The sequence below is a fragment of the Streptomyces sp. LaPpAH-108 genome (assembly GCF_000373625.1).
GTDB lineage: Bacteria > Actinomycetota > Actinomycetes > Streptomycetales > Streptomycetaceae > Streptomyces.
Genome location: NZ_KB891994.1, coordinates 102,213 through 118,147 on the forward strand (window position 1 = coordinate 102,213; position 15,935 = coordinate 118,147).

Annotated in this window: 15 protein-coding genes; 6 read left to right on the forward strand and 9 right to left on the reverse strand. The window is 71.9% G+C overall.

Annotation, left to right across the window (positions count from 1 at the left end; genetic code table 11):
• Positions 1-21 precede the first annotated feature (21 nt).
• The 4 genes from B079_RS0116175 to B079_RS0116190 all read right to left on the reverse strand — a co-directional run bounded on the left by B079_RS0116175 (position 22) and on the right by B079_RS0116190 (position 4,322).
• Positions 22-978 (reverse strand): carbohydrate ABC transporter permease, encoded by a 957-nt coding sequence (locus tag B079_RS0116175; protein WP_018546876.1) that lies wholly within the window; start codon positions 976-978, stop codon positions 22-24.
• A 4-nt stretch (positions 979-982) separates the two neighbouring features.
• Positions 983-2,338 carry an ABC transporter substrate-binding protein gene (locus B079_RS0116180; RefSeq protein ID WP_018546877.1) on the reverse strand — a complete coding sequence of 452 codons (1,356 nt, stop codon included), beginning with the start codon at positions 2,336-2,338 and terminating at the stop codon, positions 983-985.
• Positions 2,339-2,512: 174 nt separating this feature from the next.
• A complete protein-coding gene (locus B079_RS0116185) occupies positions 2,513-3,511 on the reverse strand; it encodes a LacI family DNA-binding transcriptional regulator (RefSeq protein WP_199779924.1) in 999 nt (332 codons plus the stop codon).
• Positions 3,512-3,683: 172 nt separating this feature from the next.
• Positions 3,684-4,322: a hypothetical protein gene (locus B079_RS0116190; RefSeq protein WP_026248753.1), complete on the reverse strand. Its 639-nt coding sequence runs from the start codon at positions 4,320-4,322 to the stop codon at positions 3,684-3,686.
• 263 nt (positions 4,323-4,585) lie between these two features.
• Between B079_RS0116190 and B079_RS0116195 the strand changes: the two genes are divergently transcribed.
• The 3 genes from B079_RS0116195 to B079_RS0116205 all read left to right on the forward strand — a co-directional run bounded on the left by B079_RS0116195 (position 4,586) and on the right by B079_RS0116205 (position 6,242).
• Entirely contained in the window at positions 4,586-5,242 is a 657-nt protein-coding gene (locus B079_RS0116195) for a helix-turn-helix domain-containing protein (protein WP_018546880.1), read from the forward strand.
• Positions 5,243-5,268: 26 nt separating this feature from the next.
• On the forward strand, positions 5,269-5,814 hold the full coding sequence (locus B079_RS0116200; protein WP_026248754.1) for a hypothetical protein: 546 nt from the start codon (positions 5,269-5,271) through the stop codon (positions 5,812-5,814).
• Between the two features lie 197 nt (positions 5,815-6,011).
• Positions 6,012-6,242 (forward strand): hypothetical protein, encoded by a 231-nt coding sequence (locus B079_RS0116205; RefSeq protein WP_018546882.1) that lies wholly within the window; start codon positions 6,012-6,014, stop codon positions 6,240-6,242.
• 19 nt (positions 6,243-6,261) lie between these two features.
• Here the strand turns inward: B079_RS0116205 and B079_RS0116210 are convergent, their stop codons facing one another.
• The gene (locus tag B079_RS0116210) at positions 6,262-6,942 is read right to left on the reverse strand and encodes a 4'-phosphopantetheinyl transferase family protein (RefSeq protein ID WP_018546883.1); all 681 of its coding nucleotides are present in this window, start codon (positions 6,940-6,942) and stop codon (positions 6,262-6,264) included.
• Between the two features lie 271 nt (positions 6,943-7,213).
• Here B079_RS0116210 and B079_RS0116215 point away from each other — a divergent pair, with 271 nt between their 5' ends.
• On the forward strand, positions 7,214-8,341 hold the full coding sequence (locus tag B079_RS0116215; protein ID WP_018546884.1) for an ATP-grasp domain-containing protein: 1,128 nt from the start codon (positions 7,214-7,216) through the stop codon (positions 8,339-8,341).
• Between the two features lie 141 nt (positions 8,342-8,482).
• On the forward strand, positions 8,483-10,174 hold the full coding sequence (locus B079_RS0116220) for a carbohydrate binding domain-containing protein (RefSeq protein WP_018546885.1): 1,692 nt from the start codon (positions 8,483-8,485) through the stop codon (positions 10,172-10,174).
• Positions 10,175-10,222: 48 nt separating this feature from the next.
• Here the strand turns inward: B079_RS0116220 and B079_RS0116225 are convergent, their stop codons facing one another.
• Positions 10,223-11,560, reverse strand: a complete 1,338-nt coding sequence (locus B079_RS0116225) for a 6-phospho-beta-glucosidase (RefSeq protein ID WP_026248755.1) — start codon at positions 11,558-11,560, stop codon at positions 10,223-10,225.
• A 239-nt stretch (positions 11,561-11,799) separates the two neighbouring features.
• On the opposite strand from B079_RS0116225, the gene B079_RS0116230 reads away from it, so the two are divergent.
• Positions 11,800-13,212, forward strand: coding sequence for a glycoside hydrolase family 16 protein (locus tag B079_RS0116230; protein ID WP_018546887.1), 1,413 nt, complete (start codon positions 11,800-11,802; stop codon positions 13,210-13,212).
• 34 nt (positions 13,213-13,246) lie between these two features.
• Here B079_RS0116230 and B079_RS32170 read toward each other — a convergent pair whose 3' ends face one another.
• The 3 genes from B079_RS32170 to B079_RS0116245 all read right to left on the reverse strand — a co-directional run bounded on the left by B079_RS32170 (position 13,247) and on the right by B079_RS0116245 (position 15,912).
• Entirely contained in the window at positions 13,247-13,669 is a 423-nt protein-coding gene (locus B079_RS32170; protein ID WP_018546888.1) for a MerR family transcriptional regulator, read from the reverse strand.
• A 22-nt stretch (positions 13,670-13,691) separates the two neighbouring features.
• Positions 13,692-14,942, reverse strand: a complete 1,251-nt coding sequence (locus B079_RS0116240) for an MFS transporter (RefSeq protein WP_026248756.1) — start codon at positions 14,940-14,942, stop codon at positions 13,692-13,694.
• Positions 14,943-15,006: 64 nt separating this feature from the next.
• Positions 15,007-15,912, reverse strand: coding sequence for a helix-turn-helix domain-containing protein (locus B079_RS0116245; protein WP_018546890.1), 906 nt, complete (start codon positions 15,910-15,912; stop codon positions 15,007-15,009).
• Between the last annotated feature and the right edge of the window lie 23 nt (positions 15,913-15,935).

Sequence of the window (15,935 nt, forward strand, 5' to 3'; positions counted from 1 at the left end):
TGCCCTCCTCGGTACGGGTGTTCACGCGTCCCCCTCGGTGCGGGTGAGCCGCAGATAGACGGCGGAGAAGGCGCCGAGCAGGACGAGCAGCATGACGCTGAGGGCGCAGGCGCCGCCGAAGTCGTTGTAGAGGAAGGCGTACTTGTAGATCAGGTAGAGCACGGTCACGGTCGCGCTCTCCGGGCCGCCGCCGGTGATCACGAAGGGCTCGGTGAACACCTGCATGGTGGCGATGATCTGAAGGAGCATCAGCATCAGGATCACGAACCGGGTCTGCGGGATCGTGACGTGCCGGATGCGCTGGAGCAGGTTCGCCCCGTCGAGTTCGGCGGCCTCGTACAGCTCGCCGGGGATGGACTGGAGGGCGGCGAGATAGATGAGGACGGTGCCGCCGAGGTTGGCCCAGGTGGCCACGATCACCAGGGAGATCAGCGCGGTGTCGGTGCCGTTGGACCAGTTCGAGGTGGGCAGGTGGAGGAAGCGCAGCGTCTCGTTGGCCAGGCCCGCGCCGGGGTCGTAGAACCACTTCCACAGCAGCGCGCTGACCACGGGCGGGATCATCACCGGCAGGTAGACGACGACCCGGAAGAACGCTTTGGCGTGCCGGAGTTCGTTGAGGACGAGGGCGAGGACGAAGGGGACGGCGAAGCCGAGGAGCAGGGCGAGCAGGGTGAAGGTGAGGGTGTTGCGCCAGGCGGCGCCGAACTCCGGGTCGTCCAGGACGTGGGTGAAGTTGGCGGTGCCGACCCATTCGGGCGGGGAGCCGGGGGTGTACTTCTGGAAGGCGATGACGACGGCGCGGATCGCCGGGTACCAGGAGAACAGGGCGAAGCAGACGAGGCCGCCGACGAGGAAGGCGTAGGCGCGGGCCTGGTCGAGCAGGATCCGGCGGCGCCGGCCGCCGCCCGCCGGGTGCGGGCCGGGCGGGGCCGGGAGGGCGGCGGTCTCGGTGGGCCGCCGCTCGGCCGTCTTGGTCATGGCGTCAGCTCCGGGCGAGGATGCCGTCGATCTTGCCGGACGCTTCCTTCAGCAGTTGGTCGATGTTCGCGTCCTTCTTGGTGAGGACGGCGGAGACCACGCCGTCGAGGACGGAGTAGATCTGCTGGGCGTGCGGCGGCTCGATCTTCAGCTCCAGGCTGTGGTTGCCGTCCAGGAACGCCTGGTAGTTCTCCACCGGGACGTTGGCGTTGGCCTGCTTGACCCGCTGGTCCGTGGCGTCGGCGGCGCCGGTGAACAGGCGCGGCTCGGGCAGGCCCACCGGGGCGTCGTGCTTCTTGGCGCGGGCGTAGTCGCCGAGGAAGCCCTTGCCGGGGGTGAGGAACATGTGGTCGAGCCACTTGAGTCCGGCGCGGATCTGGGCGGGGGTGTCCTTCTTGTTGAACATGTAGCCGTCGCCGCCGATGAGGGTGCCCTTGCCGCCGGGCATGGGGGCGAGCGCGAGGTCCTTGTAGGAGCCGCCCTTCTCCTTGACGAGGATCGGGATGTTGTCCGGCGCCGAGAGGTACATGCCGAGCTTGCCCGAACCCATCAGCTGCTGCGCGTCGTTGATGATGAGGAGCTGCTTGCTGCCCATGGAGTCGTCGCGCCAGCGCATGTCGTGCAGGTTCTGCAGGACGGCGCGGCCCTCGGGGGTGTCGACGGTGGCCTTCTTGCCGTCGGCGCTGACCACGTCGCCGCCCTGGGAGTACAGCTCGGCGGTGAAGTGCCAGCCGCCCTGGTTCTGGGCGCTGTAGTCGGCGTAGCCGACGGTGCCGTTCCCGAGCGCGGCGATCTTCTTGGCGGCGGCGCGGACCTCTTCCCAGGTGGCCGGGGGCTTGTCGGGGTCGAGTCCGGCCTTCTTGAAGAGGGCGCGGTTGTAGAGCAGCCCCATGGAGTAGCCGGTGCGCGGGATGCCGTAGACCTTGCCGTCGGCGGTGTAGATGTCCCGCAGCTGCTTCTGGATCGCGTCGTAGTGCTTGAGTTCCTTCAGATACGGGGTGAGGTCCGCGGCCTGGTGGATGTCGACCACATGCCGGGCGTCGGTGAAGTAGGTGTAGAACACGTTCTCCATCTGGCCGCCGGCGAGCTTGGCGTCGAAGGTCTTGGGGTCCTGGCAGGGGAAGGCGTCGTGGGCGACGACGTCGATGTCCGGGTTCTGCTTCTCGAAGGCCGCGATGTCCTGCTCGAAGAAGGCGCGGTCGGTCTTGGCGCTCTTGGGCGGCTCGCAGTTGACGGTGATGCGGGTCTTCCCGCCCGCCGAGCTGTCGTCGTCGCCCGATCCGCACGCGGCGGCGGTGAGCGCGAGGGAGGAACAGACGCCGATCGCGGCGAGGGTGCGGCGGAACCCGGTGCTTCTCATCGGTGGACCCCTCATGGCGGGAGCCATGGGTGCCGCGCACAGGTGTGGCGGGCACTCACGGCGGGAGCAGTGGGCGCCGCACACTCAAGCACCGCCGACAGAGGGCCGCAAGATGTCGCGCAGAATCTGTAATTATTCGACAGTCGACCGGATCTCGGGATCCCGATCCGGATCTCAGTCGCGCGGGGCCTGCCCGGTGGAGCCCCGGACCACCAGCTCGGGCTCGAACAGCAGCTCCTCGGCGGGGACGGCGGTGCCGCCGATCTGCGCGTTCAGCAGTTCCACGGCGGCGCGGCCCATGGCCTCGATGGGCTGGCGGACGGTGGTGAGCGGGGGCTCGGTGCAGTTCATGAACGCCGAGTCGTCGTAGCCGACCACCGAGATCTGCCCCGGCACGTCAAGTCCCTTGCGCCGGGCGGCCCGCACGGCGCCGAGGGCGAGGGGGTCGCTGGCGCAGATGATGCCGGTGACGCCCTGGTCGATCAGCCGGGAGGCGGCGGCGTGGCCGCCCTCGATGGAGAAGATGGCGCGGGCCACGCGGGAGTCCGGCAGGCCGCCCGCCAGGGCGTGGGCGGCGGCGAGCTTGCGGGCGGAGGGCACATGGTCGCCGGGGCCGAGCAGCAGCCCGATGCGCTCGTGGCCGAGGGAGGCCAGATGGCGCCACGCCTGCTCGACGGCGACCGCGTCGTCGCAGGAGACACCGGGGAAACCGAGGTGTTCTATGGCCGCGTTGACCAGCACCACGGGCACCTTGCGGTCGGCGAGCCTGCGGTAGTGGTCGTGCGGGGCGTCGGCCTGGGCGTAGAGCCCGCCGGCGAAGACGACGCCGGAGACCTGCTGCTGGAGGAGGAGTTCGACGTAGTCCGCCTCCGAGACGCCGCCCTTGGTCTGCGTGCACAGCACCGGAGTCAGCCCGAGCTGCGCCAGCGCACCCCCGATGACCTCGGCGAACGCGGGGAAGATCGGGTTCTGCAGCTCCGGCAGCACCAGGCCGACGAGCCGGGCGCGCTCGCCGCGCAGCTGGGTGGGGCGCTCGTAGCCGAGCACGTCCAGGGCGGTGAGGACCGACTGCCGGGTGGCTTCGGAGACTCCGGGCTTGCCGTTGAGCACCCGGCTGACCGTGGCCTCGCTGACCCCGACCTTTTTCGCCACTTCCGCAAGTCGTCGCGTCATGCGCGCAAGGGTAGCGCAAGTCACGCAAGCCGTTTGCGTGACGAGGAGCGCTGTCCCGGGCGCGGAATCACGGGTGCGCATGACGGGGGCTCATGACGGGTGCGTATGCCGGGTGCGGACCAGGTGCGGATGACCCGGCGCCGTCGGTGACCTGAACACCGACGGGGCCGGGTCAGGACTGCGGGGGCGGGACGACCGTCAGATGGGCCCGGTGGGCCGGGGTGGACGGCGTGCGGGGGACCATCGTCAGACGGCGGTGGCCCAGCTCGCGCAGGAGGGGCGGGGTCTCGTCGACGACGCGGCACTCGGCGGTGCCCCGGCGCGGGTCGGGGTGGTGCAGCAGGCGTACGGCGCCGTCGAGCCGGGCCGCCGACTCGCCCACCACGCGTATCCAGTGCGGCAGCCCCTGCCGGTAGGCGGCCTCCATGATCGGGTCATGGGCCACGTCCTGGCGTATCGCCTGGAGTTCGTGGTCGTGGCCGTACGCCTCCATCGCGGACTTCAGCTGCGCCAGCATCGGCAGGCACCAGCCCGGTTCGTGCTCGCCGAGCACCTGGGCCGCGTCGGGGTGGAAGAGGACGAAGCGCAGGAAGTTGTCGCCGGGCATCGCGGTGGGATGGGGGCGTACGTCCCCGAAGAGCGTGCCGAAGGCGCCGTTGGCCAGCACCACGTTCCAGCGGAGGTCCACGACGAGCGACGGGAACGGGGCAGCCTCCACCACGGCGGCGTAGTCCTCGAGATACGCCCGTGTCCCGGAGCTCTCGGGGACGGGCCGCGCTGCCGGCCGCCGCCCTCCTGCCTGGTGTGCCATCGAGAGGTCACCCCTCTTGCCTCGGCCGCCTTCACGCGGCCCTGCGATCCTGGGGCCCGGACGAGAGCCGTGTCAACTATCGTGGCATTCCATGCCTGTTGACGGCTGAAATTCGCCACAGTTGTGGCGAGACCTGGATGCGAGTTCGAACGACCGGCTACTCTCCGGGAAGTTCACTCGCGGCCGGCGGTGACGGAAGCGGACGCGGACGCGTCGGTCGACGGCCCCGGAGACTTGCCTTGAGAGACGTAGGAGTTCTGTCGGTGACGGATGGCTACGAGAATCCGGGCGCCACGGCGACCGCTCGGCTGTCGGCCGTCGTCGCCCGCGTCACCGCGCTCGCCGACCGGCTGGGCGTCCCGCACGCCGAGGTCTTCGGCACCGGGCGGCTCTCGGTCGCCAGCGGTGTCCCCGAGCCGGTGGTCAGGGCCCTGCTCGGCGGGCGCCCGGCGGGCGAGCCGGATGTGCAGGCCCGTTTCCTCCAGCGGCTCGACCTGCTGCGCCGCACCCGGCTGAAGCCAGGCGGCCGCAAGTACACCCAGCAGGAGATCGCCGACGGCGCGGGGATGTCCCGGCAGCAGGCCGGTGCCCTCATCAACGGCGACCGGCGCCCCACCATGGAGCACTGCGACGCGCTCCAGCGGTTCTTCCGGGTGCACGCGGGCTTCCTCACCGCGGAGGACCCCGAGGCACTGGCGAGCGCGCTCCAGTACACCGAGCAGGAACTGCTGCAACGGCTCGCGGACCGGGAGCGGGCCGCGGTGAGCACGGCCGAGGACCCGCTGGAGCGGCTGCTCCAGGACCACGGGGTGCGCGGGATCGCCTGGCGGGCCGCCCAACTCCCCACCGACCAGCACCGGGACAAGGTCGCCGAGTGGCTCGACATGCTCCTGGAGAGCGTCCGGCAGCCCGAGTCGTGAGCCGGATGAAAGGCATCGGCAAGGACATGCGACGACTCTGTGCCGAGCTGGTCGGGCAACTCGCCCTGCCCGCGCCGGTTCCGCCGCCCGAGCTGTACCAGGCGCTGTGCACGGCGATGAGCCGCAGGCGCGGGCGCCCGGTGCAGTTCCGTACGGCCGTCTTCCCGCCCGGCACGGCCAGCGGGCTGTGGCTGGACATGACCGACCGCGATCTGGTCGTGGTGGAGGAACGCACCGCCCCCGACCACCAGTTGGTGATCCTCGGGCACGAGCTGTGGCACATGCAGGCAGGGCACTGCGATCACCATGTCGAAGGGCTCGGGATGGGCGTGGCCACCCGGCTGCTGGCCGACGACACCGACCCGGCCGCGCTCCAGGCGGCCGTGCAGCGGGTGGCCGCCCGGACCCGCTTCGACCTGGACGCGGAACGTGACGCGGAGACCTTCGGGCTGCTCCTGGCGAGCAAGTGCCGTTCGCGGATGAGCGGTTCACCGCTGAGCGGCCCGGTGATCCGGGACGACGTGGCGGGCCGCATCAGCACCTCGCTCGGATACCCGGGCCCGCAGAGCTGACCTCGCCGGTCGCCGCTCCCCCGCCCGGCCGACGCCGCGGGCTCGCGCCCACATGGCCTACGGCACGGACCCCGCCCTGCGCCGACCGGGCGACACCCGCGCTGTGCGAGGCGGGGCGTTGTCAGTGGCGGACGGCAAGCTGGACCCCGCGCCGCAGCGCGCGTGACCCATGACGCCGAGCCGGGGAGAGCCGACCGATGGCCACCGCCGTACTGACCGACCCTGAGCGCACCGCCGTCCAGGCGTATCTGCGGCTGCTGCACACCGTGCGCGCCGCGTTCGACGGCCCGGCGGCGGCCGGGCCGAGGCCCGCCGTCGTACCGCCGACGGTGCTCGCGGAGGCGGAGCGGGCCCTGGCGGGCGCCGGGCTCGCGGGGAACGAGGAGGAGTTCTTCCGGCTGGTGGGGAGCTGGTGCCCGGAGGGATGAGGGCGCCCGGGGCCGGTGCTCAGCCGCGCGGCACCGACACCGCTGTCAGCACCAGCCCGTCGCCGGTCACCCACCGTCCCTCGAACCCCGCCCGCCGCACGCCGTCCACCACCGGCCCCGGCACCAGAAGCCGGGCGTGGAAGACGCCGCGCGTACCGTCGTCCGCGCCGGGCACCAGCTCGATGTCCGCCTCGGAGAAGTCCAGCCATGCGCGGGTCAGCGGGAACCACGCCTTGTACACGGACTCCTTGGCGCTGAACAGCAGCCGGTCCCAGTGCACGTCGGGCCGGGCGGCGGCGAGCGCCGCGTGCCGTTCGCGCTCACCGGGCAGGGCGATCGCGTCGAGGACGCCCTCCGGCAGGGCCGCGTGCGTCTCGCCGTCGATACCGAGCGAGGCCAGCTCGCCGGTGCGCACGAGCGCGGCGGCACGGTAGCCGTCGCAGTGGGTCATGCTGCCGGTCAGCCCCTCGGGCCAGAGCGGGGCGCCGCGTTCCCCGGTGAGCACGGGCGCGGGCGGGACGCCCAGCTTCTCCATGGCGTGCCGCGCGCAGACGCGTACGGAGGCGAACTCGCGGCGGCGCTTGGCCACCGCGCGGGCCACCAGCGGCAGCTCCTCGGGGTACAGCGCGCCGTCCGCGTCCTCCGGTTCGCCGAACGCCTCCACGGCCACCACGGACTCCGGGAGCAGTTCCTCGATCACCGGACAGGACCTCCAGGGGCGGTGGGCGCGGCGCGGATCTCACCCCAGCACATCCACCCCCACCGGGCAAGGCCGGCCGGTGCGTGAGGCCGCGCCGGGGGCGGCGGATCCGTAACACGCGCGTTGCACGCGCACACCGTCCAAGGCCGTATGATCGCCCCAACATCGACGCCCAACCTCCCCTTGTCCAGGGCGCTTTGGTGATCCTTCCTCCTCCCTGCCCGGGCACGGGCCGCTGAGTCGTGCCCGAAAACCCCGAAAGGCGGCCCGCATGGTCTCTCGCGTACGCGTATGGCTCAACCGCACGTACGCGGAGAACGTGTTCTTCATGGATCAGCTGCGCAGAAACCCGAGCGACCGCGCGGTGGAGATCCATGCCACGCACGGCGACCCGGACTCGCCCGTGCTGGCCGCCGCCGACACCGCGGACCTGGAGCCGGAGGGGCTGTCCCCGGCCGGGTACGTCGAGTTCGCGCTCGACCAGTGCGCGCGGCGCGGCATCGACGTGTTCGTGCCCCGGCTGCACCAGACGGCGATCGTGGCGCACCGCGCGGAGTTCGAGGCGGCGGGCACCGCGCTGCTCGCGCCGACGCCGGAGGCGGTGGCGGTCTTCGAGGACAAGGCGACGGCGTACGAGGCGGTCACCTCCGTGGGTGTCGCGGTGCCGCCGTGGTGGCGGGTGCGCACGGCGGACGAACTCGTGGCGGCCGTGGAGGAGTTGGAGGAGGCGGGGCACAGGGCGTGCTTCAAGCCCGCGGCCGGTGCGGGCGGGGTGGGCTTCCGGGTGATCACCCGTTCGCCCTTCTCGCTCACGCATCTGAGCGGCTTCCCCGGGCCGTACGTCCAGCTGGACCTGGTGACCGAGGCGCTGCGGCGGGCCGAGGAGCCGGTGGACTGGCTGGTGATGCCGAGGCTGGAGCAGCCGGAGGTGTCGGTGGACTGCCTGACCGGTACGGACAACCGGGTGCGGCTGTCGATCGGCCGCACCAAGAACGGCCGCAGGCGCGGGTTCACGCTGGACGAGCGCTGGCTGGAGCCCGCGCGGCTGATCGCGGAGGGCTTCGGGCTGCACCATCTGTCCAACATCCAGTTCCGGATGTTCGGCGACCGCCCGGTGCTGCTCGACGTGAACACGCGCGCGGCGGGCGGGCTGCACCAGCTGGCGCTGTGCGGGGTCAACGCCCCCTGGGCGGCTGTGCAGTTGGCGCTGGGTGAGGACCCGGGTGTGATCGAGCCGCCGTTCCTCGGGCAGGACTACACGACGGTGTCCGGGCCGCGTCCGCTGCGCCCGGTGTCGGTGCCCCGGCAGCGTACGGAGGAGGCGGAGGTGCTGCTGCCCGTCGCCCCGGCGCCCGCCGAGCAGACGGCGGCCCGCGCCGAGGCGCTGCCGCTCCTCTGATCGCCGCTTTCCGAGGTCTCTTGGTATGGGCCAATTCGGTTCGATGTCTTGACAGTTGAATTGGTCCATACCACTTTGGACGACGCACCTCCTTCGCACTCTGTGCACTCCCGGACACCTCCATCCCCACAGGGAGATCGCGTGCGTCATCCATTCGGGCGTCCCAGACGCCGGCTTCTCGCCCTGCTCGGTTCCGCCGCCCTCGCGCTCGGCGGGGCCGTCGCCCTGCCGGGCACCGCCCAGGCGGCCAACGTCCTCACCAACCCCGGCTTCGAGTCGGGGAGTCTGTCCCCGTGGACCTGTACGGGCAACCTCGGCTCGGTCGTCTCCTCCCCCGTGCACGGCGGGTCCAGGGCCCTCCAGGGCGCGGTGAGCGACAGCGACAACGCCCAGTGCAGCCAGACGGTCGCGGTCAAGCCGAACACCACGTACGCCCTGAGCGGCTGGGTCCGCGGCTCGTACGTCTATCTCGGCGTCGACGGCGGCGCCTCCACCTGGACCACCTCGCCGTCCGCCTACAGCCAGCTCAGCCTCTCCTTCACCACCGGTGCCTCGCAGACCAGCGCCAAGATCTATGTGCACGGCTGGTACGCGCAGGGCACCTACTGGGCCGACGACATCAACCTGGACGGCCCGGGCGGGGGCGGGGGCGGCGGTGACACCCAGGCGCCGAGCGCGCCGAGCGGGCTCACCTCCACCGGCAAGACCTCCTCCAGCGTGTCGCTGAAGTGGAACGCCGCCTCCGACAACGTGGGCGTGACGGCGTACGACATCTACAGCGGTTCCAATCAGATCCTCAGCGTGGCGGGCACGTCGGCCACCGTCAGCGGGCTGTCCCCCAGCACGGCGTACACCTTCACCGTGAAGGCGCGGGACGCGGCCGGGAACGTCTCCGGGGCGTCCAACTCCGTGAGCGTGACGACGGACGCGGGCTCCGGGGGCGGGGGCGGCGGCTTCAAGCAGGCCGCGCCGTACCTCTACGAGGGCTGGGGCGATCCGCCGAACCCGCAGACCGTGATGAGCGCGACCGGGGTCAAGTGGTTCACCATGGCGTTCGTGCTGGACTCCGGTGGCTGCAACCCCTCGTGGGACGGCAGCAGGCCGCTGACCGGCGGCGCCGACCAGACCGCGATCAACCAGATCCGCTCGGCGGGCGGTGACGTCGTCCCGTCCTTCGGCGGCTGGCAGGGCAGCAAACTCGGCGCCAACTGCTCCTCGGCGAGCGCGCTCGCGGGCGCCCTGCAGAAGGTGATCGACGCCTACGGGCTCAAGGCGATCGACATGGACATCGAGAACACGGACGAGTTCGAGAACGAGGCCGTGCAGGCGAAGATCCTCAACGCGCTGAAGACGGTCAAGGCGAACAACCCGGGCCTGAAGACCATCGTCACCTTCGGCACCTCGACCACCGGCCCGACCTACTACGGCAACCGGCTGATCGAGCAGGCGCAGTCGCTCAACGCCAACATCGACGTCTTCACCATCATGCCGTTCGACTTCGGCGGCGGCTCGGACATGTACGGCAACACCGTGAACGCGGCCGAGGGCCTGAAGAACAAGCTCAAGTCCACGTTCGGCTGGGACGACGCCACCGCGTACTCCCACATCGGCATCTCCGGCATGAACGGCCTGTCCGACCAGCAGGAGAACACAACTCCCGCCATCTGGACGCAGATCCGCGACTGGTCCAACTCCCACCACATCGCCCGCCTCGCCTACTGGGCGGTCAACCGCGACCGCTCCTGCCCCGGCGGCGGCGTGGTCAGCAACTGCTCCGGCATCAGCCAGAGCACCTGGCAGTTCACGTCGATCACAGCGGGCTTCACCGGCTGAGATCACACCACACCCGACGGAGGGCCACTCGGCGGAGTGGCCCTCCGTTCAGCGCAGGTACGCCAACTCCGGGTGCACGGCGGTGTAGCCGTCGAGCAGGCGGTGGGCCACGTTCACCGAGTCGACCAGGGGGTGCAGGGCGAACGCCTTGATCGCGCTCGCTCGTGAGCCGGAACCGGCGGCGGCCAGGACCTCGCGTTCGACGGCCTTGACCGTGCAGACCAGGCCGGTGGCGTGGGCGGGGAGGGGGGCGGTGGTGAGGGGGTGGGCGCCGTCGGCGCTGACCAGGCAGGGGACTTCGATGACCGCGTCGGCGTCCAGGGCCGAAAGGGTGGTGCGGTTGCGGACGTTGAGGATCAGGGTCGTGCGTTCGTCGCGGGAGATGGCCCGCATCAGGGCGAGGGCGACCTGTTCGTAGCCGCCGGACAGGTCTTCTTCCTCCCGGTCGCCCGCTCCGGCGCTCTCCCGGTTCTCCGCCATGTACGTCGCCTCGCGTTCGGCGCGGGTGCGGTCCCAGGCGGCGAGGGCGGAGACGCCGGGGTCGGCGGCCTCGGCGTAGAAGCGGGCCTGCTGCTCGCTGAGGAAGGCCCCGCGCGTCAACTCGGCGTCCTGGTAGGCGCGTACGGTCTCGCGGTTGAAGTAGTAGTAGTGCAGGTACTCGTTGGGGATCGCGCCGAGCGACTGGAGCCAGTCGGTGCCGAAGAGGCGCCCCTCCTCGAAGGAGCCGAGCAGCGCCGGGTCGGCGAGCAGACGCGGGAGTTCGTCGTGCCCCGCGACGCGCAACCCCCGTACCCAGCCGAGGTGGTTGAGGCCGACGTAGTCCACGAACGCCTCGCGCGGATCGACGCCGAGCACCCGGGCGATACGGCGGCCGAGGCCGACCGGGGAGTCGCAGATGCCGATGACGCGGTCGCCCAGATGCCGGGACATGGCCTCGGTGACCAGCCCGGCCGGGTTGGTGAAGTTGATGACCCAGGCGTCCGGCGCCAGTCGGGCCACCCGGCGGGCGATGCCGTCCGCGACGGGCACGGTCCGCAGCCCGTACGCGATGCCCCCGGCGCCGACGGTCTCCTGCCCGAGCACCCCCTCGGCCAGCGCGACCCGCTCGTCCTCGGCCCGCCCCCGCAGCCCCCCGACACGGATCGCGGAGAACACGAAGTCGGCCCCGCGCAGCGCCTCGTCCAGATCGACGGTGGCCGTGACCCGCGGCGCGTCCGCCACCCCCGCCGCCTGCTCCCCCAGCACCCGCGTGACGGCCCGCAGCCGCCCCGCGTCGGTGTCGTACAGCACGACCTCGGTGACCCGCCCCGCGCCCCGGTCGCCCAGCAGCGCGCCGTACACGAGCGGCACCCGGAATCCGCCGCCCCCCAGAATCGTCAGCCTCACGTCCCTGCCCTTCGCGCGCCGCCCTCGGTCACCTCCCCGGATCATGGCACGCGCGGGGCGGGTACGGCGCGATCTGCTCCGGTACGGGCGGCTTCAGGGCGTGAACTCCCTTGCACCGCAAGGACTTTCCTTGCTTCAACCCTTGACGCCCGCAGGGCCGCGGAGCACATTGGCCGCATCTTGAGAGCGCTCTCAAGGGCACCCGCAGCACTTTCTCCCCGTACCCGGAAGGCACCCCCATGAGCGAAACCTCCGGTATACCGCGCGCGGTCGGCAGACGCCGGTACTCGGTCCGCCGGGCCCTCGTCGCGGCCATCGGCACGCTGGGCCTGGCGGCCGTGGCGGCGGCGACGGGCGTCGCCCCCGCCGACGCCTCCGCGCCCGCACCGTCCTCCGGCTGGAGCCAGGTCTTCCTCGACGACTTCGACGGCGCGGCCGGTTCCGGCGTCAACACCTCCAACTGGCAGTACGACACCGGGACTTCGTACCCGGGCGGCGCCGCGGGCTGGGGCACGGGCGAGGTCGAGACGATGACCTCGAGCACCAGCAACGTCGCCCTGGACGGCAACGGCAATCTGCTGATCACCCCGCGCCGCGACGGCTCCGGCAACTGGACCTCGGGCCGTATCGAGACCAAGCGCACCGACTTCCAGCCCCCGGCGGGCGGCAAGCTGCGCGTGCAGGCACGCATCCAGCTGCCCAATGTCACGGGCGCGGCGGCCAAGGGCTACTGGCCCGCGTTCTGGATGCTCGGCGCGCCGTTCCGGGGCAACTACTGGAACTGGCCGAGCGTCGGCGAGCTGGACATCATGGAGAACGTCCAGGGCCTGAACACCAACTGGTCCACCGTGCACTGCGGCACCAACCCGGGCGGCCCGTGCAACGAGACCACCGGCATCGGCGGTTCGACCTCCTGCACCGGCACCTCCTGCCAGGCGGGCTTCCACACCTACGCGATGGAGTGGGACCGCTCCACCAGCCCCGAGGAGATCCGCTTCTACCTGGACGGCGTCAACTTCCACACCGTCAAGGCGAATCAGGTCGACGCGACCACCTGGGCCAACGCCACCAACCACGGCTACTTCATCATCCTCAACGTGGCGATGGGCGGCGGCTTCCCGGGCGCTTTCGGCGGCGGCCCGGACGGCGGCACCGAGCCGGGGCACCCGATGACCGTGGACTACGTCCAGGTGCTCCAGTCCGGCGGTGGCGGCACCACTCCCCCGCCCACCGGCGGCAGCCGTGACGCCTACGGCACCATCCAGGCCGAGTCCTACGACAGCCAGTCCGGCACCACCACCGAGTCCACCACGGACACCGGCGGCGGCCAGGACCTCGGCTACGTCTCCAACGGCGACTGGGCTCTCTACAAGGGCGTCGACTTCGGCTCGACCCCGGCCACGCAGTTCAAGGCCCGTGTCGCGAGCGGCGCCCCCGACGGCGTCAGCGGCCTCATCGAGGTCCGCCTCGACAGCCGCTCCAACGCCCCGATCGGCAGCTTCGCCGTCGGCAACACCGGCGGCTGGCAGACCTGGCGCACGGTCCCGGCCAACATCTCCTCGGTGACCGGCAAGCACGACGTCTACCTCACCTTCAGCAGCGGCCAGCCGGCCGACTTCGTGAACGTGAACTGGTTCGGCTTCGCCCACTGAGCGTCCGGTCGGCGAGTTCTGCCGGCGAGTTCTGTCAGCGCGCGGGGACGGCGGCTGTCGCCAGGGGGTCCGCCTCCTGGCGACAGCCGTTTCCGGGGCGCGCGCCCAGTTCCGTCAGCCGGTCCAGCAACCCGGCCCGTACGCGCACCAGTTCGTCGATCCGCGCCTGGACCACGGTCAGCCGCCGGGCGAACAGCGCCGTCTTGGCGCCGGGTTCCGCGCAGGTGTGGGTGCCCGCGAATTCGTCGCGCAGGCAGTCCTCGATCAGGAGCAGGTCGTCGGTGGTGAGGCCGGAGGCCAGGAGCAGCCGGATGTTCTCGACGACGCGGACGGCGTCGGGGCCGTAGGAGCGGTAGCCGTTCGCGGAGCGTTCGGGGCGGAGCAGCCCGTGTTCCTCGTAGTAGCGCAGCGCCCGCGTGGTGGTGCCGGTCGCCCGGGCCAGCTCCCCGATGCGCATGGTGTTCCCTCTTTCCCGGAGGTCAGGCGACGTGCTCGCCCGGCCGGTCCGCCACGGCGCCGCGCCGCTCCCCCGCCGCCTCCCGCAGGGCCCACGCCAGCGCGGCGAGCGCGATCAGGCTACCCGCGAGCGGCAGCCGGTCCAGCCCGGCCCCGGCGGTGAGCAGCCGTCCGCCGAGCCAGCCGCCCAGCGCCGTACCGAGGTTGAACGCCGAACTCTGCACGGTGAGCGCGAGGGTGCGGGCCCGTCCGGCGGCGACATCGAGCAGCCGGGTGTTCACGGCCGGGATGACGGCGTAGTAGGCGGCGCCGAAGAGGAACAGGGCGGCCACCGCGGGCGCCTTCGCCCCGGCGGTGACGGCCAGGAGCAGCAGGGTCGCGGCGAGCGCGCCCACGGTCCAGCCGATCGCGCCGGTCACCGAGCGGTCGGTGAGGCGTCCGCCGACCGTGCTGCCCACGGTGCCGCCGATGCCGAACAGCAGCAGGAGCACGGTGGTGGCGGAGGGGCTGAAGCCGACCGTGTCGGTGAGCAGCGGGGTGACGTAGGTGTACGCGGTGAAGGCGGCTGCCGCGCTCAGCGCGGTGATGGCGGTGACGGCGCGCACGGGGCGGTCGCCGAGCACGCGCAGTTCCGTCAAAAGCCGTATCGAGGAAGCCGGTTCGGGGGCGGCCGGTTCGGAGGCGGCGGCCGGTTCCTCGCTGTCCCGTTCCGCCGTCCCCGGCACCAGCCGAGCCACGCACACCGTGACCACGACCGTCAGCGCGGCCACGGCCCAGAAGGTGGCCCGCCAGCCCAGCCACTGCCCGACGGCGGTGCCGAGCGGCAGCCCGGCGACCATCGCCAGGCTGAAGCCGGTCGAGACCCGCGCGACCGCCCGGCCGCGCCGCTGCGGCGGCACGAGGTCGGCCGCGGTGCGGAAGAACAGCGGCATCAGCGCGGAGTGCGCGAGGGCGGCGAGGACCCGGCCCCCGGCGAGGAGGCCGAAGCCCGGGGCGAGGGCGGAGACGACGTTGCCGAGGACGTAACAGCCCATCAGGGCGACGAGCAGTCCCCGGCGCGGGGCCCGGCCGGTGCCGAGCGCGAGGACCGGGCCGCCGCCGACGACGGTCAGGGCGAAGGCGCTGACCAGCAGCCCCGCCGTGGACAGCGGGACCGAGACGTCGTCGGCGATGCCGGGCAGCAGCCCCGCGATCATGATCTCGCCGGTGCCGAGGGTGAACGAGCAGAGTGTCAGGACCGCGAGGGCCCGGGACGGGTGGGGCGTTCGGTTCATGTCGGCAGCCTCGGCCTTCACGCCGGGGTGAAGGTCAAGTCCGCCCCCGAGGTCCCGCCCCGACTCAGCGCAGTTCCGCCCGGAACGCCACCGGTGTCTGCCCCGTGTGCAGCTGGAAGAACTTGGAGAAGTTCGCGGCGTCGGGGAAGCCGACGGCCGCGCCCACCCGGCCGATCGGCATGTCCGTGTGGGCCAGGAGGCGTTTGGCCTCCAGGACGACCCGGCGGTCGATGAAGCCCTTGGGGGTCTGGCCGGTGGCGGCGCGCACCGCGCGGACCAGGGTGCGCCGGGAGTAACCGAGCGCGTCGGCATAGGCGTTGACGCTGTGGTTGGTGGGGAACCCCTTCTCGACCGCGTCACGGAAGAGGGTGAAGGTGGTGTCCGCCTGGCGCCGGGACGCCTCGGCGGAGCTGGCCGCGAGGTGGGCGAGCCGGAGCAGGAACGCCGTCAGGCTGTGCCGCAGGACGGCGGTGTGCAGGCTGAGCGGGAGGGTGGTGGTGTCCTCGTACTCACGGCGCAGCTGGTCCAGGGACGCCTGGAGGGCGGCGAGCTGGTCGGGTTCGGGGTGCAGCAGCGGCGGCAGGTCGTAGCGGTAGAGGTTGGTGGCCTCGACGGTGGAGCGGGGCAGGAAGCCGGGCTGCATGGTGAGGACCGTGCCCCGGTACTCGCTGGTGCGGTCGAAGCGGTGGATCTGGCCGGGGCGGATCCACAGGAGGTCGCCGGGCCCCGCCTCGTACTCGGCGAAGTCGATCATGTGCCGTACGGGGCCCTCGGTGAAGAGCATGACCACGTGGAAGTCGATGCGGTGGACGCGGTCGAGCGGCGCGTCGGCGTGCCAGGTGTGGTCGGTGCCCATCGCCCCGACCTGCATCCCGACGCCGCCCACCGCCAGCTCGGTCGGGAAGGGGAAGGTCGCGATGCCCTCGCCGTGCCGACCGCCCGGAGCGGCTTGAGTGGTTCTGTCCGCCATGTTCTTTTCGCGCCGTCCCTCTC